The organism is Pseudomonas lundensis (genome assembly GCF_002269125.1).
Taxonomy (GTDB): Bacteria; Pseudomonadota; Gammaproteobacteria; order Pseudomonadales; family Pseudomonadaceae; genus Aquipseudomonas; species Aquipseudomonas lundensis_A.
In genome coordinates, this window is record NZ_NQKI01000016.1 from 49,578 (window position 1) to 74,326 (window position 24,749).

General features: G+C 56.2%; 22 protein-coding genes and 2 pseudogenes. 15 read left to right on the plus strand and 9 right to left on the minus strand.

Annotated features, from left to right (window positions below; translation table 11 throughout):
* Nucleotides 1–93: 93 nt before the first annotated feature.
* Entirely contained in the window at nt 94–2,277 is a 2,184-nt protein-coding gene (locus tag CJF39_RS11955; protein WP_094993605.1) for a hypothetical protein, read from the plus strand.
* 145 nt (nt 2,278–2,422) lie between these two features.
* Here CJF39_RS11955 and CJF39_RS11960 read toward each other — a convergent pair whose 3' ends face one another.
* Nucleotides 2,423–2,728 carry a DUF2288 domain-containing protein gene (locus CJF39_RS11960; RefSeq protein WP_094993606.1) on the minus strand — a complete coding sequence of 102 codons (306 nt, stop codon included), beginning with the start codon at nt 2,726–2,728 and terminating at the stop codon, nt 2,423–2,425.
* Between the two features lie 363 nt (nt 2,729–3,091).
* On the opposite strand from CJF39_RS11960, the gene CJF39_RS11965 reads away from it, so the two are divergent.
* From CJF39_RS11965 to CJF39_RS12005, 9 genes and pseudogenes are all read left to right on the plus strand, one after another.
* The gene (locus CJF39_RS11965) at nt 3,092–4,213 is read left to right on the plus strand and encodes a branched-chain amino acid ABC transporter substrate-binding protein (protein WP_094993607.1); all 1,122 of its coding nucleotides are present in this window, start codon (nt 3,092–3,094) and stop codon (nt 4,211–4,213) included.
* Nucleotides 4,214–4,461: 248 nt separating this feature from the next.
* Nucleotides 4,462–5,385 carry a high-affinity branched-chain amino acid ABC transporter permease LivH gene (gene livH / locus CJF39_RS11970; RefSeq protein WP_047274097.1) on the plus strand — a complete coding sequence of 308 codons (924 nt, stop codon included), beginning with the start codon at nt 4,462–4,464 and terminating at the stop codon, nt 5,383–5,385.
* A complete protein-coding gene (locus tag CJF39_RS11975; RefSeq protein WP_094993608.1) occupies nt 5,382–6,638 on the plus strand; it encodes a high-affinity branched-chain amino acid ABC transporter permease LivM in 1,257 nt (418 codons plus the stop codon). The genes livH and CJF39_RS11975 overlap by 4 nt, the downstream gene beginning before the upstream one ends.
* Nucleotides 6,635–7,402, plus strand: a complete 768-nt coding sequence (livG, locus tag CJF39_RS11980; protein ID WP_047274093.1) for a high-affinity branched-chain amino acid ABC transporter ATP-binding protein LivG — start codon at nt 6,635–6,637, stop codon at nt 7,400–7,402. The genes CJF39_RS11975 and livG overlap by 4 nt, the downstream gene beginning before the upstream one ends.
* Nucleotides 7,403–8,104, plus strand: coding sequence for an ABC transporter ATP-binding protein (locus CJF39_RS11985; protein WP_094993609.1), 702 nt, complete (start codon nt 7,403–7,405; stop codon nt 8,102–8,104).
* A 266-nt stretch (nt 8,105–8,370) separates the two neighbouring features.
* Nucleotides 8,371–8,526: pseudogene (gene bufA1 / locus CJF39_RS23680) on the plus strand (BufA1 family periplasmic bufferin-type metallophore); the annotation flags it as partial.
* 19 nt (nt 8,527–8,545) lie between these two features.
* A complete protein-coding gene (gene bufB / locus CJF39_RS11995; RefSeq protein ID WP_432760240.1) occupies nt 8,546–9,427 on the plus strand; it encodes an MNIO family bufferin maturase in 882 nt (293 codons plus the stop codon).
* Nucleotides 9,424–10,200 (plus strand): HvfC/BufC N-terminal domain-containing protein, encoded by a 777-nt coding sequence (locus tag CJF39_RS12000; RefSeq protein ID WP_094993611.1) that lies wholly within the window; start codon nt 9,424–9,426, stop codon nt 10,198–10,200. Before bufB ends, CJF39_RS12000 begins: the two co-directional genes overlap by 4 nt.
* Nucleotides 10,197–10,706 (plus strand): DoxX family protein, encoded by a 510-nt coding sequence (locus CJF39_RS12005; protein ID WP_094993612.1) that lies wholly within the window; start codon nt 10,197–10,199, stop codon nt 10,704–10,706. The genes CJF39_RS12000 and CJF39_RS12005 overlap by 4 nt, the downstream gene beginning before the upstream one ends.
* A 574-nt stretch (nt 10,707–11,280) precedes the next feature.
* Here the strand turns inward: CJF39_RS12005 and CJF39_RS12010 are convergent.
* Nucleotides 11,281–12,003 (minus strand): DUF4225 domain-containing protein, encoded by a 723-nt coding sequence (locus tag CJF39_RS12010; RefSeq protein WP_094993613.1) that lies wholly within the window; start codon nt 12,001–12,003, stop codon nt 11,281–11,283.
* Nucleotides 12,004–12,486 carry an Hcp family type VI secretion system effector gene (locus tag CJF39_RS12015; RefSeq protein ID WP_094993614.1) on the minus strand — a complete coding sequence of 161 codons (483 nt, stop codon included), beginning with the start codon at nt 12,484–12,486 and terminating at the stop codon, nt 12,004–12,006.
* 192 nt (nt 12,487–12,678) lie between these two features.
* On the opposite strand from CJF39_RS12015, the pseudogene CJF39_RS12020 reads away from it, so the two are divergent.
* From CJF39_RS12020 to nhaA, 4 genes and pseudogenes are all read left to right on the plus strand, one after another.
* Nucleotides 12,679–12,837, plus strand: a pseudogene (locus CJF39_RS12020) (short chain dehydrogenase); the annotation flags it as partial.
* Nucleotides 12,838–12,896: 59 nt separating this feature from the next.
* Nucleotides 12,897–13,568, plus strand: a complete 672-nt coding sequence (locus CJF39_RS12025) for a COG3650 family protein (protein WP_094993615.1) — start codon at nt 12,897–12,899, stop codon at nt 13,566–13,568.
* Between the two features lie 116 nt (nt 13,569–13,684).
* A complete protein-coding gene (locus tag CJF39_RS12030) occupies nt 13,685–15,295 on the plus strand; it encodes an NAD(P)/FAD-dependent oxidoreductase (RefSeq protein ID WP_094993616.1) in 1,611 nt (536 codons plus the stop codon).
* A gap of 303 nt (nt 15,296–15,598) precedes the next feature.
* Nucleotides 15,599–16,780: a Na+/H+ antiporter NhaA gene (nhaA, locus tag CJF39_RS12035; protein WP_094993617.1), complete on the plus strand. Its 1,182-nt coding sequence runs from the start codon at nt 15,599–15,601 to the stop codon at nt 16,778–16,780.
* Between the two features lie 112 nt (nt 16,781–16,892).
* On the opposite strand, the gene CJF39_RS12040 is transcribed toward nhaA, so the two are convergent.
* Entirely contained in the window at nt 16,893–17,357 is a 465-nt protein-coding gene (locus tag CJF39_RS12040; protein ID WP_094993618.1) for a glycine zipper 2TM domain-containing protein, read from the minus strand.
* A 186-nt stretch (nt 17,358–17,543) separates the two neighbouring features.
* Here CJF39_RS12040 and CJF39_RS12045 point away from each other — a divergent pair, with 186 nt between their 5' ends.
* Nucleotides 17,544–17,825, plus strand: a complete 282-nt coding sequence (locus CJF39_RS12045) for a hypothetical protein (RefSeq protein ID WP_094993619.1) — start codon at nt 17,544–17,546, stop codon at nt 17,823–17,825.
* Here CJF39_RS12045 and pdxH read toward each other — a convergent pair.
* The 5 genes from pdxH to CJF39_RS12070 form a co-directional block, all read right to left on the minus strand.
* On the minus strand, nt 17,773–18,420 hold the full coding sequence (pdxH, locus tag CJF39_RS12050) for a pyridoxamine 5'-phosphate oxidase (protein ID WP_094993620.1): 648 nt from the start codon (nt 18,418–18,420) through the stop codon (nt 17,773–17,775). The two genes, CJF39_RS12045 and pdxH, sit on opposite strands and share 53 nt — an antisense overlap.
* A gap of 25 nt (nt 18,421–18,445) precedes the next feature.
* On the minus strand, nt 18,446–19,561 hold the full coding sequence (locus CJF39_RS12055; RefSeq protein WP_094993621.1) for an OmpA family protein: 1,116 nt from the start codon (nt 19,559–19,561) through the stop codon (nt 18,446–18,448).
* 109 nt (nt 19,562–19,670) lie between these two features.
* Nucleotides 19,671–20,816, minus strand: coding sequence for a serine hydrolase domain-containing protein (locus CJF39_RS12060; protein WP_094993622.1), 1,146 nt, complete (start codon nt 20,814–20,816; stop codon nt 19,671–19,673).
* 222 nt (nt 20,817–21,038) lie between these two features.
* Nucleotides 21,039–22,184: a serine hydrolase domain-containing protein gene (locus tag CJF39_RS12065; RefSeq protein ID WP_094993623.1), complete on the minus strand. Its 1,146-nt coding sequence runs from the start codon at nt 22,182–22,184 to the stop codon at nt 21,039–21,041.
* A 119-nt stretch (nt 22,185–22,303) separates the two neighbouring features.
* On the minus strand, nt 22,304–24,655 hold the full coding sequence (locus CJF39_RS12070) for a beta-galactosidase (protein WP_094993624.1): 2,352 nt from the start codon (nt 24,653–24,655) through the stop codon (nt 22,304–22,306).
* Nucleotides 24,656–24,749 lie beyond the last annotated feature (94 nt).

Here is a 24,749-nt window from a genome sequence, read left to right on the forward strand (position 1 = left end):
CGCCTGATCGCCCCGTAAATACGCGATTACCACCCTCGTATTGGCCTGTTGAATGTTCCTCAACAGTCGTCCAGCCCTGACAGATGGCAAACAATGACGTCGAACAATAATGCGACACCCTTGGTCTCTGACGTGTCTCTGAAAACAATAAACGAGCCCCAACGTTCATCGAACAGTTACTCAAGTCAGCAGCCACTGGCTACCCAGCAATACCTCTACTTCACCGAAACCAATACCGACCGGATCCTCGAAAACCTCGACGGCTTGCGGGATATCGTCTTCCCACAACCGGAACTGGTTGAGGGTGACAGCGAAAGCCGTGCCGACCAGCAATTCCCTTCGGTGTGCCTGATCGGGCTGGGCCGTTGCGGCTCCAACATTGCCCTGGATGTGGCCGAGTTGGTGTACAACGCGCGCAAGTTCTATCTCAACGAATTCAACACGGTAGACCCGCGTCACGAAGACAAGCGCTACAGCCCCGGACAATGGATTCGCAATAACCTGCGCCTGGTGCACAACAAACCGGCCAAACCGGTATTTCTGGTGGAGCCGCTGGTGCTGTTGGGGGATCTGGACAAGGACATCGCCGGGCGTATCCGTTTTTCGCGCAAGAGCGAAAAAAGTAACTTCATCCGCGATTACAGCAAGATGAAGATCATGGATTTGTCGGAAGTTCACGCTGGCGGCGCGGGTAATGCACCTATTTTGGGTCAGTACTTGGCCAAGATCATTCTCAACAAAGATGCTCAGCGCTTTTCCAGCCCGGACTGGAAACTGATCCACTCCTACCTGATCGACTCCTGCGGTATCAAGGCTAACCAGTCACGCTTGTATTTCTCGATCTTCAGCGCCGGCGGCGGTACAGGCTCGGGCATGGCCTCGGAGTTCGGCCTGGCGCAACAGTTTTCGTACATGAACAAAACCTTCGACACTAAACCGGCCGACGAACACGACAGCAAAAGCGGCCACGCCTTTGTCTTCGAGCCCATCTTCACCAGCGGCATTTGCGTGCTGCCGAACATCTCGGATCACCGCAGCGAAATGTCCGAGGCGCTGCACATCAACGCCGGTCGCCTGTTATGCAAGTACCTGTCCGAAGAATGGGACTTTTCATACAACTTCGATAACGAAGACTGCAGTGAAGCCAGTGTCATGGGGCGCATTCGCCCCTGGAACGCCATGATGCTGATTTCCAACGACATCATGCGTTATGCCGAACAAAGCGATGACGGCACGATTCAGAACATCGACGTCAACGCGATGGAAAAGCACGCCAACCAATATATCTCGCAACAGATCTTCAACATTCTGACTGCTCAGGCGGTCACTACTGACTACGACCAGAATTACTTCCGACGCGCCGGTATTGATATTGGTGAAACCATCCGCCTCGACGCTAACGACCTGTTCATGAGCCTCGCCGGGCCTGTGGCGATTGCCTACGCGGAATCGGTCGTGCCGGAGCAACCTGTGCCGGGCACGGACAAATTCAAAGTGTTCGAAAAAGAGCCGCCGCGGCTGGACATTGATGACCTGTTTTTCCGCTCCATCGATTTGCCGCACTTCAACAAGGATACCCAAGCCATCGAGGGCATCAGCCTGTTGCCCATCGAATCCCAGCGTTACCGGGCAGCGCTGGAGCAATACAAGCACTCGGGCTATGACGCCGCCGCCCTGCACGACCTGCACTTCTTCAAGAACTGCTCATCGGTGGTGTCCATCGTGTCACTGCCCAAGGATTACAAGCTGTCATACATGGACTTGAACCGTCTCAAGACCCACCTCAACAGCCTGTTCCCCAACACCACCCTCAAGCGGTATGCGCTGGTGATCGGCGCCTCGGCCAACCTGTCGTTGACCACCCTGATCGCGAAAAGCCCATGCCTGTCGGATGATTTTCTGACGTTGATAGTGGCATTTATCAAACGCTGCTTTGCCCGTAATCCTTACCGGTTTGATGACACGCTGGACGACTCGGTGCTGGAGTTCATCACCGGGGAGCACTTCGATGAAAGCCGGATCGATGAGTTGCTCAACGAATTCGAAAACCCGGCGAAAATTCTCGACACCAACTGGTACGCCATCAAACCGATGTACGAGAAAAAGTACCGCGAGCTGATTAACGACAAAGACAAGTTTGTCTCGATCAATGACATCCGCCTTTCACGGGACTGCGTAAAAAAAGCCATCAAGTACCTGCGCGAGATCTATCGCCATCGCATCGGTAAAACACGGATTATTTCGCTCAACAGCCACACCGGGAAAACCGCGTACTGAGGCTGCGCGACAGAAAAAAAACGCCACAGCGGCAACTGTGGCGTTTCTCTACGGCAACTGGCCACTATCGAGCAACCGGTTACTGGCCTACACACTTCGGGGTGGTCATATTGGCACCAGGATCGCCCGATTTTGGTGCGGAAAATTAAATTGCTGCCCTTTCCTGGACCATGATCCAGGGCGAAACCACCACCGCCCATAGCACCGGATCACGCTTGGCAAAGTCTAACGCCTGCGTATCAGACAATTTGTCGAGGGCTCCCTCGGCCATCCACTGCGCCACTTTCCCTGCCTCATCCTGGCTCACAGCCTGCGCCGCTTCGATCAGGTCCAAATCATCGCTGACCCACAACAATTCGCCTTTGGCGAAAAACTTTTCCAAGGCTTTCCATTCGATTGTTGAGGTCTCGCCGAGCAGCTTGGCATAGAGGGTGCTAGGTTCTTCGATCATGGGGTCCACCAGGTAAAAAATGGGCGCAATGATAGCGCTGCTGACCTGGTAGAAAAACCCGGATTCAGGAGGGAGAACGAAGAAAGCGACGGGAACGAGGCGCGAAAGGGGGAGATAGCAACATTCTGTTAAAAAACCTCCCTGAATTTAGCCGCCATTCTGTCTCTTTCTTTCGTTAAGGCGACATTTCCCGGTTTTTCACGCTTCAGCCCGCTATTCAATCGCTGAAGGGCCGCTCTACACTGTACCGGTACAGTTGCAGGGGGGATTGGCCGGGATTTTCGCTCAGAAACAGACCCGGTCCGGCTGCCTTGGCTTCCAGGACTATAAAAATTACAACAGAAGAGTGGAGCAACAATAAAGATGGCTATTAAGCACATGACTAAACTGTTTGCCGCTATGGTGTTGGCCGGCGTTGCCAGCCATTCGTTTGCCGCAGACACCATCAAGATCGGTATTGCCGGGCCTAAAACAGGGCCTGTTACCCAATATGGCGATATGCAGTTCATTGGCGCTAAGCAAGCGATCAAGGACATCAATGCCAAAGGGGGTATTGATGGAAAAATGCTCGAGGCCAAGGAATACGATGACGCCTGTGATCCCAAACAAGCGGTTGCCGTAGCCAACAAAGTCGTTAACGACGGCGTCAAGTTTGTAGTCGGCCACTTGTGCTCCAGCTCCACTCAACCCGCTGCGGACATCTACGAAGACGAAGGCGTGATCATGATCACCCCGGCAGCCACCTCGCCGGAAGTAACAAGTCGTGGATACAAATATGTGTTTCGCACCATTGGCCTGGATAGCGCCCAAGGCCCGGCTGCCGGCAACTACATCGCCGATTATGTAAAACCGAAAGTCGTTGCTGTTATCCATGACAAACAGCAATACGGTGAAGGCATCGCAAGTGCTGTTAAAAAGACACTCGAAGATAAAGGCGTAAAAGTCGCAGTATTCGAAGGCATCAATGCGGGTGATAAAGACTTTGCTGCCGTAATAGCCAAGCTCAAGCAAGCCAATGTCGACTTCGTTTACTACGGTGGCTACCACCCGGAACTGGGTCTGATTCTGCGCCAGGCCAAGGAAAAAGGCGTGAACGCCAAGTTCATGGGGCCTGAGGGCGTCGGCAACGACTCCATTTCCCAAATTGCACAAGATGCTTCCGAAGGTTTGTTGGTGACCCTGCCAAAGTCCTTTGACGCTGACCCTGCCAACAAAGCTATTACCGACGCTATTAAAGCGGATGGCAAAGACCCAAGCGGCCCCTTTGTGTTCCCTTCGTACTCGGCAGTTGAGGTCATCGCAGGCGGTATTAAAGCGGCTAAAAGCGAAGACCCTGCCAAAGTCGCCGAAGCTATCCACGCCGGGACGTTCAAAACCCCAACCGGCGACATTTCCTACGATGCCAAAGGCGATTTGAAAGACTTCAAATTCGTCGTCTACGAATGGCATTTCGGCAAACCTAAAACCGAAGTCAGCCCTCAATAAGGGCCGCGTGTTGATCTGACAACGAAGCCCACTGCACAGCGGTGGGCTTTGTTTTACGGACGTTCGTTGGACTGAATTGGGGCTGCGTTTTCGTGATCCGAAAGCCTGTCCACCTGAAAATCTTTAAAACCGTCACCAGCGGTTCGCTGGGAGAAGGCTTGTGCGCCAAGTGGATGCAAATCCACACCGCCAAGTCCGGAAAATGACTCCACCAGTGAAATGCGTCTCAGGTTTTTAGGAGCTTGGTAATGCCTGATATCTATCACTTTTTCCAAATGCTGGTTAACGGCCTCAACGTTGGCAGCACCTATGCCCTCATCGCCATCGGCTACACGATGGTGTACGGCATTATTGGAATGATCAACTTCGCCCACGGCGAGGTGTACATGATTGGTTCCTACATCGCGTTTATCGCCATTGCCGGACTGACCATGATGGGGCTGGACAGCGTGCCGTTGCTGATGACGGCAGCGTTCCTCGCCAGCATTGTGGTGACCAGTGCCTACGGCTACAGCATCGAACGGGTTGCCTACCGTCCGTTGCGCGGCAGCAACCGCCTGATCCCTTTGATCTCTGCCATTGGTATGTCGATCTTCCTGCAAAACATGGTGCTCTTGTCACAGGACTCAAAAGACAAATCCATCCCGAACCTGATTCCGGGAGGCTTCACCTTCGGGCCGGGTGGCGCGAGCGAAGTGGTTATTTCCTACATGCAGATTGTGGTCTTCATCGTCACCTTCCTGGCCATGCTGGGCCTGACGCTGTTCATCTCCCGTTCACGCTTGGGCCGCGCCTGCCGCGCCTGTGCCGAAGACATGAAGATGGCCAACCTGCTGGGCATCAATACCAACAACGTGATTGCGCTGACCTTTGTGATTGGTGCTGCTCTGGCCGCCGTCGCGGCGGTTCTGATCAGCGTGCAATACGGTGTGATCAACCCCAACGCAGGTTTTCTGGTGGGGCTCAAAGCCTTTACCGCAGCCGTGCTGGGGGGTATCGGCAGCATTCCTGGCGCCATGCTGGGCGGGCTGGTACTGGGTGTAGCTGAAGCCTTTGGCGCTGATATTTTCGGCGACCAATACAAAGACGTTGTGGCGTTTGGCCTGCTGGTATTGGTGCTGTTGTTCCGTCCGACCGGCATTCTGGGGCGTCCGGAGATCGAAAAAGTATGACTAGGCATCTTAAATCGGCGTTCTTTAGCGCCCTGTTGGTCTGGGCTGTGGCCTACCCGGTACTGGGTCTGAAACTGACCATCGTCGGCATCAACATTGAAGTTCACAACACCAGCACTTTCACGCTCAGCGTGATCGCCATCTGTTCGTTGCTGATGTTTGTGCGCGTGTTGTTCAACCAGCAATTGAGCGCTGCCTGGAAAGCTTCGCCCAACCTGCCAAAAGTCCCTGCAAAAGCCTCAAGCTTTTTGACATTGCCCAGCACCCAGCGCTGGATCATTCTCGGTCTGGTGGTGGTAGCACTGGTGTGGCCGTTCTACGGCTCTCGTGGCGCGGTGGACATTGCGACCCTGATCCTGATCTACGTGATGCTGGGCCTTGGCTTGAACATCGTGGTGGGGCTCGCGGGCTTACTGGACTTGGGTTATGTCGGCTTTTATGCCGTCGGCGCCTACACCTACGCGTTGCTGTCGCACTTTTTCGGCTTCAGCTTCTGGGTGTGCCTGCCTCTGGCGGGTTTAATGGCCGCCACCTTCGGCTTTTTGCTGGGGTTCCCGGTCCTGCGTTTGCGGGGTGACTATCTGGCCATCGTGACGCTGGGGTTCGGCGAGATCATTCGCCTGTTCCTGCGTAACCTGACCGACATCACCGGCGGCCCCAACGGCATCAGCAATATCCCCAAGCCCACGCTGTTCGGATTGAGTTTCGACCGCACCGCTGCCGAGGGCATGCAAACGTTCCACGAATACTTCGGCATCCCCTACAACTCGATCAACAAAGTAATTTTCCTGTACCTGATCGCGTTACTGCTGGTGCTGCTGGTGCTGTTCGTGATCAACCGTTTGCTGCGCATGCCGATCGGCCGGGCTTGGGAAGCCCTACGTGAAGACGAAATCGCCTGCCGTGCATTGGGTTTGAACCCTACCGTAATCAAACTTTCGGCCTTCACCCTCGGTGCAACATTCGCCGGGTTTGCCGGTAGCTTCTTTGCCGCCCGCCAAGGGCTGGTGACACCAGAATCGTTCACCTTCCTTGAGTCGGCGATCATTCTGGCTATCGTTGTGCTGGGCGGTATGGGTTCGCAGTTGGGTGTGATTCTGGCTGCCGTGGTGATGATTCTGCTCCCGGAAATGATGCGAGACTTCAGTGAATACCGGATGTTGCTGTTCGGCGCCCTGATGGTGCTGATGATGATCTGGCGTCCGCAAGGTCTGCTACCGATGCAACGTCCTCACCTGGAGCTGCGAAAATGAGCCGCGAGATACTGAAAGTCAGCGGCCTGAGCATGCGCTTTGGCGGCTTGTTGGCGGTCAACGGCGTGGGCCTGACCGTGAAGGAAAAACAGGTGGTTTCCATGATCGGCCCCAACGGGGCGGGTAAAACCACCGTCTTTAACTGCCTGACCGGGTTCTACAAGCCTTCGGCCGGAAGCATTTTGCTCGATGGCCAGGCGATTGAAGGCCTGCCCGGTCACGAAATTGCCCGCAAAGGCGTGGTGCGCACCTTCCAGAACGTGCGCCTGTTCAAGGACATGACGGCTGTCGAGAACTTGCTGATCGCTCAGCATCGCCACCTCAACACCAATTTCCTGGCGGGCTTGTTCAAAACGCCAGCCTTTCGCAAAAGCGAACATGACGCCATGGAGTACGCTGCGTACTGGCTGGACAAGGTCAACCTGACCGAGTTCGCCAACCGCCCGGCGGGCACTTTGGCTTATGGCCAGCAACGGCGTCTGGAGATCGCCCGCTGCATGATGACGCGCCCGCGCATCCTGATGCTCGACGAGCCCGCTGCCGGTTTGAACCCCAAGGAAACCGACGACCTTAAGGCGCTGATCGGTGTGCTGCGTGAAGAGCACAACGCCACCGTGTTGTTGATTGAGCACGACATGAAACTGGTGATGAGCATCTCTGACCACATCGTGGTCATCAATCAGGGCACACCGTTGGCGGACGGCACGCCGGAACAGATCCGCGACAACCCTGACGTGATCAAAGCCTATTTGGGGGAAGCGTAAATGCTGCAATTCGAAAACGTTTCAACCTTCTACGGCAAGATCCAGGCATTGCACAGCGTCAACGTCGACGTTCGTCAGGGGGAAATCGTGACCCTGATCGGCGCTAACGGTGCGGGTAAATCCACGTTGATGATGACCCTGTGCGGCTCACCACAGGCTCAAAGCGGCAGTATTCGTTATTTGGGCGAAGAACTGGTGGGGTTGAGTTCGGCGCAGATCATGCGCAAAAGCATCGCTGTGGTCCCTGAAGGACGCCGGGTCTTTGCTCGGCTGACAGTGGAAGAAAACCTCGCGATGGGCGGTTTTTTTACCGACAAGCACGAGTATCAGGAGCAAATGGACAAGGTGCTGCACCTTTTCCCGCGACTGAAAGAGCGCTTTACCCAACGTGGCGGCACCATGTCCGGCGGCGAACAACAAATGCTTGCCATTGGCCGGGCGCTGATGAGCAAGCCCAAGCTGTTGTTGCTCGATGAACCCTCACTGGGGCTGGCACCCATCATCATTCAGCAGATTTTCGACATCATCGAACAGCTGCGCAGAGAAGGTGTGACGGTGTTTCTGGTAGAGCAGAACGCCAACCAGGCCTTGAAAATTGCCGACCGCGCCTACGTGTTGGAGAACGGCCGGGTGGTGATGCAAGGCACTGGCGAGCAGTTGCTCTGCGATCCAAAAGTGCGCGACGCCTACCTCGGCGGCTAACCCTGCCCGTGACACAAGAACGGCCCTTCGGGGCCGTTTTCTTTTCCAGCGGTCATTTCACGCCCGTTGAACAGCCGCTGCTCTGCGCTTATGCATCGACTGCCAACCTGACTGTCAGGCACATTTCATTTTTTTCAACTGCTCTGTAATAAAACCCGAAGTCGCTTCTCTAGTGAAGTAAGCCGGCAGCCAACACGCGCTGGCCACACTAGAAAACTCAACCTCGGAGAATCACCATGTCCAACAAAACCACTCGCACTGTATCCGCCGCGGGTGCTGGCACTACCTGCGCGGGCACAGCCAAAACCGACCATCAGGCCAACGCGTGGAAATTGGTCCCTAAAGGCACGTGCGAGCGCACTGTCAGCACCACCTCCCCGACCGGTTTCGGGCAGTTGACGGCTTATACCGCCAAATCCTGACAGTCGTCATTGAGCCATGATGATGCACAGCCCGACTGCTTCGCACATCGCGCCTCGTGCGCCCCAGCTTTCGCCACGTGCGGGGCTGGGGCTCAAGGCCGAGCACTTCAAAGACATTCTGGAGACCCGGCCCGATATCGGTTTCTTCGAAGTTCATGCCGAAAACTACATGGTCGCCGGAGGCCCCTTTCACCATTATTTGAGCTTGATTCGGGAGCACTATCCCCTGTCGATCCACGGGGTAGGTCTGTCCATTGGCTGCGAGGGGGTGCTGGATCAAGCCCATTTATTGCGATTGCGTACCCTGCTCGACCGCTATGAGCCTGAACAATTCTCTGAACACCTGGCGTGGTCCACCCATGGTCAGTGGTTTCTCAATGACCTGCTGCCATTGCGCTATGACGACGCGACGTTAACGCGGGTCTGTGAGCATATCGATCACGTACAAAACGTCCTGCGACGGCCCATGCTGCTGGAAAACCCGGCAACCTACGTCGAATTCGATCAGGCCGACTACGACGAAGCTGCATTTATTCATCACGTCATACAGCGCACCGGCTGTGGCCTGTTGCTGGATGTGAACAATGTGTACGTGTCCTGCATCAATCATCGCCGTGATCCGATTGCCTATATCGACGCCCTGCCATTACAGGCCGTCGGCGAACTTCATCTGGCAGGTTTTGCCGAAGACACCGACAGTCAGGGCCAGCGCCTGTTGATCGACAACCATGGTGCAGCCGTTGATAGCGCCGTCTGGGCCCTTTATTGGCAGGTATTGAAGCGTATCGGTCCCATGGCGACCCTGATTGAACGGGATAATCACCTACCTGCCCTGAACGAGCTGCTCATCGAAGCGCAACGCGCTGATCATATGATTCAGACCTCAAAGGTGCGTGTATGACCTTACAACAGGCCTTCAGCGCCGCCCTGTTCGATCCGCAGTCGAGTTGCCCGCACGGTGTGATTTGCCCTGTTGGCAGTGATGCGTCGAGCCGTTTTTCCGTGTACCGAAACAACGTACTCAGCGGTTTGATCAACGCCTTGGGCGCCAGTTTTCCGGTGGTTGCCCGCTTGGTGGGAGACGCGCTCTTCCATGGCATGGCGCACGTGTTCGTGCACAAAAACCCGCCGGACAATCCGGTCATGAGTACCTACGGGCATTGCTTTGCGGAGTTCATTCAAGATTTTGCCCCGGCCAATAGCCTGCCGTATCTCGCTGATGTCGCACGCTTGGAATGGCTCTGTGTTCAGGCATATCACGCCGCCGATGCCCTGCCTTTGAACCCGCAGGCCCTTGCGCGGGCATTGGCCAATCCCGCTACCCTGGAACAACTGCGCATGACGTTGCACCCGAGTGTGGCCACCCTGCATTCCCCGTATGCCGTGGCCTCCCTGTGGATTGCGCACCAGAACAGCGGACACCTTCAGGGACTGGACCCCAGCCAGCCGCAAAGTGCGCTGGTGCTGCGTCAAGGTTTGAACGTAGAAGTGTTTGCGGTCAGCTCAGGGAGCGTAGCGTTTATTCGACTTTTGAAAACCCACTGCCCTCTTGGTCAAGCTGCTGACAATGCCCTGCACGCCGATCCCGGATTTGACTTGAGCCAGTGCCTGGCACTGCTCATCAGCATGGGCGCCATCACCGAAGTGCAGCACGCCCATGAGGTAACGTTATGAACACGTTTACAGAATATTCCTGCAGAATCGGCCGTTTATGGGCACATACAACCCGTGCTCTGCAACGCATTCCCCACTCCCTGATAGCGTTAATTGCGCGCTTCTCCATCGCCGCTGTGTTCTGGAAGTCGGGGCAAACCAAGGTTGAAGGCTTTGCACTGGATGTGGTGTCCGGCACTGTCGAGTGGGGACAACCCCACTTGGCCGATTCAGCGCTGTACTTGTTCAGCCACGAGTACAAGGTGCCATTGCTGCCTGCGGAGTTCGCCGCTTACGCGGCGACCGTCTGCGAACACCTATTCCCCGTGCTGATTTTGGTGGGCCTGGCGACCCGCTTTTCAGCGTTGGCGCTGCTGGGCATGACCATGACCATTCAACTGTTCGTTTACCCCGATGCCTACGCCACGCACGGAACGTGGGCCACGATTTTGCTGTACCTGATGGCGCGGGGACCGGGCACCCTTTCCATCGACCACTGGCTGGCGCGGCGTTATCGTCAAGGCTGATCGCAGGTCGAGGCAGTGCGTTGAAACCAACTCACAAGGTAATCCACCCATATGTGCGTGCGCTTGAGGTCATGACGCAAACGCACTGCACAAGCGCATCAGACCGATCGGTATTGAGCATGCTGGCATAGGGGATGGTAATAAATTACAAGCGGCCACCGTATTAATGTTGGCGGCGACAAACACCGTCCACAGGGCAAATCAAGGGGCCATGATGTCAGCAAGACGTCGACATTCACGCACAACGCTTTAGGTACACGTCTATTTTTGAGACAGAAAACGCCGAGGTTTTTCTCGAGTTGGGATGCAAACGGCTTGAAGCACAGCACTTATAAATGCGACCCATCGGACGATATAGTTACCTTCAATAATGACGTTGGAAGAAGGAACGAAATAAATATAACCATGGCGCGCTACATTTAACTGAACCATCCCCCAAAGCATGACCCATACAAAAAACAACCAGAACCGGGCCACTTTAAACCTTCGCCCCGATATCGCTCTGGACGTCGCAAAAAAAACCAAAAAAACAACAACCGAAGCAAACAAATAGAGCATCGACACAAGGAGCGCGTTATTCATCATTATCTCTGGCATCCGAGTACATAGATTTTATTGTCACACCATTCGATAACACTTCAAATGACAACGCCGTTTTACTCGCATTTTCATACCCTCGCACATAATCGGTGCGCACATACCTGAACAAGCGCCATGCATCAGGCTTTAATACCAACCGACCGACGCCGTAGGCGGAAAGTCCCAACTCCAAAGTCCCGTAAGCCATATCACCCTCGAAAGCGCTGCCCCCCATTAGGTTAGCCAGCTTCTGATACCCCTTTCTAAGTGGCCCCTGTGTATCAGAGCGTCCTTCCCATAAATTTCGCCCGTTTTCATACACATTGTTGGCTCCATGAGCCATCAACGGTCCTCCAGCAAAGACACAGAGCGTACCAGCTGAGGCATAGCACATCCCGGCACCCGCAGCGATCTGAAGTGCCCCTGCGATTGCGGCAACACCTTTTTGAGCGACTTCCAATGATTGACTAAGGAGGCTGCTCTGTTCATTTTTTATGTCCTGCAGACCCTCCTCAGGGCTCTTATTTCCCAAAGCAACATCATTAACAATACCTCGTGCGTAATAGGCGACCTCCCGATTGAATTGAATACGCAGTGTGCCATCTTGAATGTGACGAGCGCCAAGTGTGCAGGCTTGTTTTGCCAAATTCGCCGCGGCCTGACTGACGACCCAGTAATCGCAACTGTCGGGAAAACAGCCATCCTTTGAAGGGCTCATTCACTCATCTCCCCATGAACTGTACCCACTGGTCCCTGCCAAATGGTGAGTCCAAGTAATGTAGCGGTATCGAATTGCAAGATGCTCTTGGGGTTCGAAGTCATTTTGTAAAACGGCATGGGGCATATCGAGTGTGAGATCGACAACAACACCGCCTTTGATTTCAACGGTGTAAAATTTTTCCTGCAATCCAAATGAAGAAATGCGATAAAAGTGAATAACGCCGTTTATTTCCTCTCTACTTGAGAGCGCTTGAGCGAGTAAAGGCGACGATTTATCAACATTCTTTGTAATCAGAATGGGTTTATGTGTTGGCCTGTCAATATTTCCCAAATTGGCCATATTGTGATTGTAAGAAAGCACCATAATTTCATCGGCGTGTGCAGACTGGCATTTATTGCCAATCGATTCTTGGGTTGAACACCCCGCCGAAATAAGGCCTTGCGCCTTGCCGATAATGGTCATGTAACCTTGGTTAGCCATTCACGCCACTCCTTTTAAATAAGCTGAACAGGCTAATTCAAGGGCTTAAGGCGACTTGTAGGACTTCTCCGAAATTTAAAAAGTGGTGTATTCAAGAGCAGTGCCACCCAATAAATCCTTGTTCAGAAGGGGTGATCTGCCAAGCACCCCTTTACCGTGTCAAGGCGGTTTCGCAAAAGCCGCCGCTATCAACGTGTGAACTCGGTCAGCCCCACCGTACTGGAAGAAGCCATGGATCATTACGCTCCTTTCTTCCGCGGGTTCAAGCCGGTTCCGGCCGCGGAGGTGGCACTGGCCTACGCAAAAAGTGTTGAAGGTTTGCACACCGGCCAGACGTATCAGGTCGGCTAAACACTTGTGATGGCAGGCGAGCCTGAGTAACGTGGCGGCACATGTCAGGAGACCAGAAGATGCGTGCTGCCCGTTCCTTAGTTTTAGTCGCCCTGCTCCCCGTATTCGCGGGCTGCCAATTGTTCAACAGCAAACCCGTGGACAGCCATGCGGGTTTGTCGCGTCTGCAAGGCCAGTTGGTTTCGACCAACGGTGAGCTGGTCTTCCAGCCCTGTGTCGGACAACAGCGTTACGTCGTGCGTGACAGCGAAAACACCACGCTCGTACAAGATGGCGCAGACATGCCCATCAAGCCCGAGGCCCTGTTCGCGGACATTCGCGGCCAATTTATCGCCAGCAAAACCGCCGGTTCGAATGGCGAGGTCAACGTCAAACAGCTCTATCGTCTTGAACGCAGCAGTACGGCCTGCCAAGACCCGAACTTCAAGCAACTGACCGTGCATGCCAACGGCAACGGCCCGGCGTGGGAAGTCCGTGCGGGCAGTAAGGGCCTGGAGTTGACCCGTGAAGGCCAACCGCCCCTGGCGCTGCCGTATGTGGAAGAGCAAGTCGGTGACGGGCGCTTTTACCTGTCCACCGAAGCCAACCATCAACGCATTGAGCTGTGGGTGGCCCCGCAACGTTGCACCGACAGTGTTAATGGCAGCGTGCAACATTTAGGCGCCGAGCTGCGGGTCAACGGGCAGGTGCAGCGCGGTTGCGGCTATTTCGGTGGCGCGCGCAACGACTAATCGACGACTGTTACTGAACATTGCCGTTTAAGCCTGACGGATTTACCCCGAAGCAGCCTATAATCGCCGGTCTATGGCTGCCGGGGTAAACCTGGCCCCAATACTGGACCACCGTCATGTTACGAATTACCGAACTCAAGTTGCCAATCGACCATCCCGAAGAAGACCTGCGCCCTGCCATCGTGCAGCGCCTGGGCATCGCCGATGATGACCTGCTCGATTTCACCTTGTTCAAGCGCAGCTACGACGCGCGCAAAAAAACCTCCGAACTGTGCTTTATCTACACCATCGACCTGTCGGTGCGTGATGAAGCGCCGTTGCTGCTCAAATTTGCCGATGACCGCAACGTCAACCCTGCACCGGACGTCAGCTACAAGGTAGTCGGTCAGGCCCCACAGGATCTGAGCGAACGCCCGATTGTGGTCGGCTTCGGTCCGTGCGGCATTTTTGCTGGCCTGTTGCTGGCTCAGATGGGGTTCAAGCCCATCATTCTTGAACGTGGCCCGGAAGTACGTCAGCGCACCAAAGACACGTGGAGCCTGTGGCGTAAGAACGTCCTGAACCCCGAATCCAACGTGCAATTTGGTGAAGGCGGTGCGGGGACGTTCTCTGACGGCAAGCTGTACAGCCAGATCAAGGACCCGCAACACCACGGCCGCAAGGTGCTGCACGAGTTTGTGAAAGCCGGCGCCCCCGAAGAAATCCTCTACGTCAGCAAGCCGCATATCGGGACGTTCCGTCTGACGGGTGTGGTGGAAAACATGCGTCAGCAGATCGAGGCCCTGGGCGGCGAAGTTCGCTTTCAACAGCGTGTGACCGACGTAATGATCGACAACGGTCAATTGACCGGTGTGGTACTGGCCGATGGCGAGCAACTGAATGCACGCCACGTCATCATGGCGCTGGGCCACAGTGCGCGTGACACCTTCCGCATGCTGCACGCACGCGGCGTGTACATGGAGGCCAAGCCGTTCTCGGTCGGTTTCCGCATCGAACACCCGCAATCGCTGATCGACAGCGCACGCCTGGGCAAATATGCCGGGCACCCGAAGCTGGGCGCAGCCGACTATAAACTGGTGCACCACGCCAAAAACGGGCGTTCGGTGTACAGCTTCTGCATGTGCCCTGGCGGTACGGTCGTGGCAGCCACCAGCGAACCCGGCCGTGTAGTGACCAACGGCATGAGCCAGTACTCGCGTAACGAACGCAATGCCAACTCCGGCATCGTCGTCGGCATCACCCCCGAAGACTACCCGGGCGGGCCTTTGGCTGGTATTGAGCTGCAAGAGCGCCTCGAAGCCCACGCCTACGTTCTGGGTGGCAGCACTTACGAAGCGCCAGCACAGCTGGTTGGCGACTTTATTGCCGGTAAACCCTCCACTGCGCTGGGCAGCGTCGAACCGTCGTATAAGCCGGGCGTAGCGTTGGGCGATCTGGCGCTGGCCTTGCCGGATTACGCCATCGAAGCCATCCGTGAAGCCTTGCCGGCGTTCGAAAAGCAAATTAAAGGTTTCTCGATGCATGACGCGATCCTGACCGGTATCGAGACCCGCACCTCATCGCCCTTGCGCATGACCCGCGACGCCTCAATGCAAAGTCTCAACGTCAAAGGTCTGTACCCGGCAGGTGAAGGCGCCGGTTATGCAGGCGGCATTCTGTCAGCGGGCGTGGACGGTATTCGCATCGCTGAGGCGGTTGCTCGCGATCTGCTGGGCATCGACGCTTAAAACGGGCAGTGCTACCGCCAAGCCGCTCAGAACGGATCGACAGTCCTGTTTGAGCCATCAACGGCAAAGGGCCCTCGGGCCCTTATTGCAGCTTGGCGATAGCAGTAACCTTCAGCTGTTAAGCCCCTTTCCTACGGGCTTTCACGGCTAATTCCTGACTCACTTTGATACACAACTGCTAGGCTTTTGAGCGGTGTGATTTCGCGCGCCTGCTTATAACAAAAAAGAATATAGTTTTTGTTTTAACAACTAACCTCTCAGGTTAGGGTGGTGCACCCTTTCACTCACCGATGGAGAGCGACCTTGCCTCTGCGTAGCACTTTCACTCGTTTCTTTCAGTTGGAAGCTGCCAGCGGTTTGCTGTTGATTGCCGCAGCCGCTCTGGCTTTGATCATCAACAACTCACCGCTTTCACACTTCTATACCGCGTTCCTGGACGTGCCTGTGGCCGTGCAAATTGGCGCGCTGCAAATTGCCAAACCTTCGCTGCTGTGGATCAACGATGGCCTGATGGCGTTGTTTTTCCTGCTGATCGGTCTGGAGGTCAAGCGCGAGCTGCTTGAAGGCCAGTTGTCCAAGCCATCGCAGGTCGTGCTACCCGGCGCCGCAGCGATTGGCGGTATGGTGGTGCCAGCGTTGATCTACTGGTTCATCAACAAGGACTACCCGGATGCGTTGGGTGGCTGGGCAATTCCCATGGCTACCGACATCGCGTTTGCGCTGGGTGTCTTGGCGCTGCTGGGCAAGCGGGTTCCAGTATCGCTCAAGCTGTTCCTGATGACGCTGGCGATCATTGATGACTTGGGCGCGATCGTGGTGATTGCCCTGTTCTACTCCAGCGAACTGTCGGGCATGTCCCTGATTCTGGCCGCTGCGTGCCTGGTGGTGCTGATCATCATGAACCGCATGGGTGTGGTGAAAGTCGCGCCGTACATGATCGTTGGCCTGATTCTGTGGGTGTGTGTTCTCAAGAGCGGCGTTCACGCCACGCTGGCAGGTGTCACACTGGCGTTCTGCATCCCGTTGCGCACCAAGAACTCAGAGCCATCGCCGCTGATGACCATTGAGCACGCACTGCACCCGTGGGTGGCATACGGGATCTTGCCGTTGTTTGCCTTTGCCAATGCGGGCGTTTCGTTGTCAGGCATTACCCTGCACAACTTCGTCAGTCACGTACCCATGGGGATTGCCGCAGGCTTGCTGATCGGTAAAACCGTGGGCGTGTTCGGCCTGACCTGGATCGCCATCAAAACCGGCATGGCGGCATTGCCAGCCGGCGCAAACTGGGGGCAAGTGTTCGGCGTGGCCATCCTGTGCGGCATCGGCTTTACCATGAGCCTGTTTGTCGGCTCGCTGGCGTTTGTCGCAGGCAGCAGCGATTACGTTGGCATGGACCGTATGGGGATTCTCACCGGTTCGATCCTGGCCGCCTTGATCGGCTATGCGGTGACAGCCATGGCGAGCCGCAAGCCGGTAACCAACTGATCGGCTGCATGCCGCAGCTGACCCGGGGACCCCGCCTGTGCCAGCTGCGGCGAAGCCAATAAAAAACCCCGGTCAGTTCGTACTGGCCGGGGTTTTGTTTTTACGCGGTGACTTACTGAGTCACGCGGCTGGTGCCATCAACGGTCATGATGCGTACACGCTCACCGGTACGGAACACCTGATTCGGCTCTACCTGTTGCACATACGCACGGGTGCTTCCGTCGTCTTCACGCACGGTGATTTCAACACCCTGGGTTTTGGTCAGGCCAGATTCTGCAGCCGACCCCAACAGACCGCCTGCGACAGCACCGATGACAGCCGTCACGATGCTGCCGCGACCGCCGCCAATGGCGCTACCACCTACCCCACCTACAACAGCACCGGTTGCGGCGCCGATCGGGGTTTTGGTGCCTTCAATTTTGACCGGACGCAAGGCAACAATAGTGCCCATACGCACTGTCTGCACGCGACGCGCTTCTTCGCGCGAGTAAGAGTCGCCGGTCAAGTTGGAGGTGCAGCCGCCCAACAGGACTGTCATGGTAGAAAAAGCAGCAATTAACAGTACGGACTTACGCATTAGATCAACTCCAAAAGATCAGGGATTCATTAAACTCCGCGGCCACCGCCCTGTCACGGCCGGGTGCGGAAAAAATAGCCTTTATTCAGCGGCTGTACAGCCAGATAAACGCCTTCAATCAGGTCGAAACGTCAAGCAAGGGTAGCGGGTAATCACTCGTTACGCTGCGTTCATCACAGGACACATATGGACTATTTCATCATTTTCATCACCACTGCCGCCGGCCTGTATTTCCACGTGTGGTTGTATGTGCGTATCAAACGCTGGATGGACAGGGATCTGGCGTTGTCGCTGGCAGGTGACGATCCGGCCCGCAAGGCCTTTATGTTGCAACGCCTGGAAGAGGCTCACAAGCAGAGAATCAAACGCCGCGACATGCCCCAATGGCTGCAAGCCGCGGCGTCTGAATATGCCGTCAGGGCGCCAAACGCTCCCGCGTCCAGTCAGTCCCGCAAAGCCGATAGTTGAGGCGGTCATGCAAGCGGCTGGGACGGCCTTGCCAAAACTCGATGCGCTCAGGTAACAACCTGAAACCACCCCAATGCTCGGGACAATGGGGCTGCGTATCAGTGAAGCGCTCCTGAGTGACACGAAGCAGTTCGGCCAGCTCTTCACGTCCGGCAATCACCTGGCTTTGCGGCGAAGCCCAGGCACCTATGCGGCTACCCAACGGGCGAACTTGATAGTAAGCGTCTGACTCTTCAGGCGTCACCTTGACCACGCGCCCTTCAATGCGCACCTGACGTTCCAGCGTCGGCCAGAAGAATGTCATGGCCGCAAAGGGATGCGCCGCCAGTTGCTGGCCTTTTGCACTGGTGTAGTTGGTGAAGAAGGTAAACCCTTCAGCATCCAGCCCCTTGAGCAACAGCACGCGACAGTGCGGGCGCCCGTCTTCATCCACCGTTGCCAGCGTCATGGCATTGGCTTCTACGGGCGGCTGCTCGGTTTTGACCGCGTCTGCAAACCATTGATGAAACAACGCGAAAGGCTCCGCCGGGGCCTGAGCCTCGGCGAGTCCATCACGGGTGTAGTCGCGTCGCATATCTGCCAGCGCTTGAGTCATGCCACCCTCCCGTTAATCAAACCAATCAGTTTTTGGCTTGAGTATTGCTCACGTCCTTTTTCGCGGCGGCAGTCTTGGCGACCACCGCTTTCTTGGCTGGAGCGGCTTTAGCAGGTTTCTTGGCCGGGGCGGATTTCTTGGCAACTACGGCTTTCTTCGCCGGGGCCGCAGCTTTTTTAGCCGCGACCGCTTTGGAAGGCGCAACAGCGGGTTGTACGGCTACCAGTTCAGCCGGGGACAGTGCTGGCTGGCTGTATTTGCTCACAAGCGCCAGCATGGTGTTTTGCGGTGTCATCAGGATCTCAACACGGCGGTTCAGCGCACGGCCTTCGTTACTGTCATTGGCCGCCCGTGGCATCACCGATCCCATACCACGCAAGGTCAAGCGGTTCGCCTGCAGACCACTCATGCGGAAAATCGCGGCGACCGAACGCGCGCGGTCGAGGCTTAACTTGGTATTGGCAGCCATTGCGCCTGTGGTGTCGGCGTGGCCAAGCACCAGAACTGCGGTTTTTGGATCGCCTTCAACCACTTTGGCAACACGGGTGAACGGACCGAGCATAGACGGCTTCAACAAGTCCGGACGGGTTGGTTTGAACGCACTGTCCGCAGACGCCACGATCACCAGTAAGCTTTCACGGCGCTCAAGTTGCAGGTTGGTGTCTTTGATGGCTGCACGCAGGCGCGGCTCATATTCGTCCAGCCAGGCTTGAGTCACTTTAGGGTCAGGCATCGGCACGACATTGGCTGCCACCGGCTTGGTGTCTTTAGCAGTGCTGCCAAACGGCCACCACCAGTTCTTTTCGGTGCTTGACGCAGGTGCAGCGGCTACCGTTTTTTCTTTAGCGACAGGTGCATCTTTCTTGGCACTGTCCGAACCAAAAGGCCACCAGCTGGAGCCGCTGTCTTTTTTGGCTTCGGGAGTGGCGGGAGCTGTTTTGGCTACAGCGGGCGCAGCCGTTTTTTTGTCGGTCGGCTTGGCTGCCGGGGCATCAGCCTTGTCAGCAGCGGGTGTTGCTGCCTGATCCGACGACCCGAGCTGCCACCATTTGTGGCCGCCTTCTGCGTCATTTTGTGGTGTTTGTGCGCAACCAGTGATTGCCAGACAAAGGGCGAGTGCAAGGGTCTTATTAGATGACATTGAATATCCACACAATGAATTAGAAATAATTGGACGCGATATACGTATAAAAAAGCGTATTAAGCGCATTAAAGCCACAGGGATCCGACCTACGGCTTACAAAACAGTCTTACAAACACGTTGCTAATGCCCGCACCAGCTTTTGCGCACGGGGATCCATCAAAACATAGGGGCCGAGCGTGTTGGTGACAAACCCAAACGCCACATCGCGTTCCGGGTCGGCAAACCCGATGGAACCGCCCGCCCCGGGATGGCCAAAAGCCTTGGCCCCCAGACCAAACGTGGCATTCGCCACTTCAGGCTGATCCAGCATGCACCCCAGGCCAAAACGCGTTTGGGTGCGCAGGGTTTTGTCTTCACCGACGCTGTGCTCGCGGGTCAACTCAGCGAGCATTTCGGACTCCAGCAATTGGCCATCGAGTAAACCGTTGTAGAAACCGGCGAGACTGCGGGCATTGCCATGACCATTGGCCGCTGGTTGCTCCATACGACGCCATTCCGGCTTATTAGTGCTGGTCATAATAGACGGTGGATTGGTAAATGCCCGGGTACTCATGGACGTAGGCTCGTTCATCATCGCCTTCAGCAAGCGCTGGGCAGAGGCATCACCCACCGTGCCTTTGCTGCGGGCGATGTGCGCGACCCGATAAAACTCGTCATCCGCCAACCCGATATGGAAGTCCAGCCCCAGCGGCAGTGCCGTACGGGCCATGATCGATTGACCCGGACTGCGCCCATCGGCGCGGCGTATCAATTCACCCAGCAGCCAACCATAGGTGATGGCGGCATAACCATGCCCATCACCCGGCGTCCACCACGGAGCTTCAGCCGCCAGCGCATCCACCATGGTTTGCCATTCATACAGCGCCTGAGGCGGCATAGGTTCACGCAATGCAGGTAAACCGGCACGATGGCTCAGCAGGTGACGCAACGTGATGGACTCTTTACCGGCCGCGGCAAATTCCGGCCAATAGCGAACTACCGGGACATCCAGCGCCAGCTTGCCTTCTTCCACCAATTGCAAGGCCGTCACGGCAGTGAAGGTTTTGGTACACGAAAACAGGTTGGCAATGGTATCGGTGTGCCATGCCTGCTCACGGTCTTTGTCAGCCGTACCGCCCCACACGTCTATGACCGTTTCACCGCCGACCTGGATACACAGCGCGGCGCCACGCTCTTGAGGGTCGTTGAAAAGCGCGGCAAATGCATCACGCACTGCCTCGAACTTAAGGTCGTGAAAACCCTGAATCTGCACCCGCCCCTCCTGGATCACGCATGGCTCTACAAGGCGTGCATTGTTCCAGCCCCGATCAAATTTTGAAACAGACTAAACGGATCTAAACGCACAATTTTTGAGCATTGGAACATCGAGGGAGAAGGTAAACACATGAAGGTGGATTTTTTGTGAAAAAGCCACCCGACGGCCTGCTTTTCAGGAGCGGGCCTGCCTCGGGAGGCAAGCTCACGCCTGCAAGGGTTAAAGCGCAGCGTTCACGGCTGTGGCCAATTTTTGCACCCGAGGATCCGAGAGGACGTGACTGCCCATGGTGTTGGTGACAAAAGCGAAGGTGACGTCACGGTCGACGTCGGCAAAACTGACAGGGCCACCCAGACCTACATGCCCAAACGCATCAGGCCCCATACAAAACGAAGCGCCGGGGTCGGCAGGCTGTTCCATCATGCAACCCAAGCCATAACGCATGGGTCTAAGCAATGTGCGGTCCATGCTGTTGCTGTGCTCACGCCTGAACGCGTTAAACAGTTCCGGGCCGATCAGTTGCCCCGCCAACAACGCACTGTAAAAGCCCGCCAGCCCGTGTGCGGTGCTGTGACTGTTTACGCCCGGCTGGTGGTATTTCCACCAACAGGGGTTGCCCGTGTTTTTGGGGGATATACTTGGATTGGAAAAAAAGAGGGTCGCTACATGCCCAGGCTCGCTGAGCATGACGCGGCGCAAGTCCTGTGCGTATTGATCACCGATGCGTCCTGGCGCGTGTTCGAAATGGGCGATACGAGAAAAATCCAGAGGATCAACCCCCGCGTACACTTCCAGTCCATGGGGTCGGGTTATCTGCTCGCGAATAAACGTGCGCGAATCTCTTCCGTCCACTCGGCGTATCAGCTCACCTAAAATCCAGCCATAGGTGGTTGCACCATAGCCCAGCTCAGCTCCCGGCTCCCACCACAAGGGCTCGGCCGCAACCGCAGTTGCCATATGTGCCCAGTCGTACATCATTGGCGTGTGACTGGGCAGACGCAGCGCCGGCAAGCCGCTGGTATGGCACAGCACCTGGCGCAAGGTAATGAGCTCTTTACCACCTTGCGCAAACTCAGGCCAATAAAAAGCAATGGGCGTATCCAGTGCCAACTTGCCAGTCTCTACCAACATCAAGGCGGCGATGGCGGTGATGGGTTTGATGGCACAGTAAGTATTTACCAGCGTGTCGTGCTGCCATGGCTGCTCGCCCGCCAGATCCGCCACACCCGCCCATAGATCAACGACCGTTTCACCGCTGATTTGTACGCAAACCCCACCGCCTCGCTCGTAAGAATCGTCAAAAAAAGACTCAAATGCTTGCTGAACGGCTTCGAACCCACGTGCACACTTCCCTAATGCTTCCATTTCGAAGACTCCATTCAGTTCAGGTGAATGGATAACCTTAGGTTTTGAGCGGGTATTGAGAAAGGCTCTAGAACCCCGACAGCGACGAAATACATCGCCGCCCGTCGAGTTTCACACTGTCAGTGACCTTGGCCCGAGTGCCCGCCTGCATGGCCCGCGCCAGAGCGGCCTTCGTTGCCTTCCTGGGCGGCGTGGCGCGGTGCTTTGACGTCTTTATTAGCGTCTGCCTGGGCCTTGGCCGCTTCTTGGCCAAGTTGGTCCAACGCTTGCAAATTGGCTTTGCGCACGCTTTCAACAAAACCGGTAAATGGCAAATCGGTGATGCCTACCATGCCGAAGTGACCATTTTCGCCATCCAGTAAACGGCCCGTCACTGGCTGATCCAGGTATTGGAACCAATGCACGCCGACGATCGACGGTTCTGTCACCGCCTGTTTGAGGAATTTGCTGTACGCCGGGCCACGCGCCTCCTCGTTGGCTACTTCGGTCACGCCGCCCCAGAACGGGCCGCGATCGCGGGAGCCAAAGTTGAACTCGGTGATCATCACCGGCTTGTCGAGTTCTCGCAGTTTGGCAAAGTCGTAGCCGTCTTGCGGTTGCAGCGTGTAGAAGTTGAAGCTCAGGACATCGCAATACTGCGCACACGACGCCACCGCCTCAGGTGTGCTGACGGCAAAACGGCCCCCCAGCAGCAAATGGTTAGGGGCGTGCCATTTGAGCGAGTCGGAAATGGTCTTGAAGTAGTTGTCGGCGAATACTTTCTGGAAGTATTGGTAGTCGGCTTCGATCTCCGGGTGCTCTGGGTTGGGCAACGGTGCTTCGAAACCTGGGTCTTCAAGCAACTCCCAGGCCGGGATATCGACACCCCAGGCCTTGGACAGGCCCTGCTGGTTACGGTACTTGTCACGCAACTGCTTCAAGAACGCGCGTTTGGCGGGAACGTCGGTGGTCATGCGCAACGTGCCAAAGGCCAGCGCATACCGATTCTTCGCATCGGAGCCGGGACCGGCCCACGCCAATTCGTTGTCAGCAAAATAACCGATCAACCACGGATCGTCGCGATGATCACGGGCGGCAATGGCGACGGCGCGTTCAGTGGCCATGGCAAAGCGCGGGTCGAACGGGTCGGGCATGCCGCCCCACCAGTCAGAGCCGGTACTGATGCTGGCGTAATCCCCCACAATCGACAGCGGCAAGGTATAGGGCACGCGCTTGCTATCGCCCAGCGCCGGGTCGCTCCAGTTGCCGATGGTGTTGAAACCCCAGGCTTGCAAGCGATCCAACGTATGAGTTTGCCAGCGTTGTGCATCGAAGGCTTCGGGCGCACAAGGCGTCACAACTTCAGCGCCTTCGACCGCCTTGCCGGTGGTACAGGGCTGGCCATAAATGCGTTGCAGGTTGGCGCCATAAAAGTTGTACCAGCGTCCCGCATCGAACGCTCGCCCACGGCTCGCGCCGTTGCCGCTGTTATGGTCCGAGGTGCCGTAGTAGGCATGCAAAGGTTCGTCTTTGTTCGGCAACGCGCTGAACATCCATTCGCGCCCGGCCACATACGTCTGACTGTCGCTCGCGGTCACGGCGTTCAGGCCCAGGGAGTAAAACGGGTGCCCTTGCGGGGTGACCAGATTCCAGCGCCCGTCACGTTTTTCAGTGCGGAAAAACCCAGTGGCGTCGAACGGTGCGCCTTGGGTCCAGCCACCGAATTTATCCAGATCACTGCGTTTGGCCAGCCAGCCTTTGAGCTGTTGCTGTTCTTTAGCGGCTGCGGCCTTGAGCTGCTCGTCATTGCTTACACGCTCGGGCCACTTGGCACGGGTCGACTGACCATAGCCGTCCACAATTGAGCTGTAGACCGCTTTGATCACTCCGTCGCCGTCTTGCACACCAAAACGTTCGAGCAAGATGCTTTGCGCGGCCGTGGGCTGCGGGACTGACAGCGTCACCGACACCACTTGGCTCAGGTCAATTTCGCCTTGGCTGGCAGCCAGCAAAATGCGCTGACCGTCGAGGTTCATCGGCATCGGCGGTCCGGCGCGCATTCCCTGGCTGTGCGGGGTGTTGGCTTTCAACGGCAACAACAACGTCTGCGCCGGACCTGCTGGCAGAGCAACGCGGCTGGTCAACGTTTTGCCGTTGCTGCTTTGCAGCGTAACGTCGAGGGTCAGCGCCCAGTTCATGGCATTTTGAATACGTAACGTCATCATGCCCGACTGCGACCAGTCCCACGCTCCGGTCTGCGGTTTGAGAATCAGGCTCGGGGCGGCTGCCGGGTTGAAGGTCACACGACGCAACACCTCACCTTCGGCCGTTTGTTCTGCGTTGTACTGCGGCAAGATCGCATCCACGGTCGCCACCTGCACCACATCGGCGGGACGAACGAAGTTGAACAAGGTCTGTTGACCGGCAGGCGCTGCCATCAGTGGGGTCGTAACCAGCAGCGCAAAAACAGCGGACAGTGAACGGCGAATCATAAGAATGTGGTTCTCCCAAACGACCGAAAACGGCCGGTGTGGTGGTGAAAGACAAAGCATAGACAGCAAAGTCGGCCATAAGGCCGACTTGCGC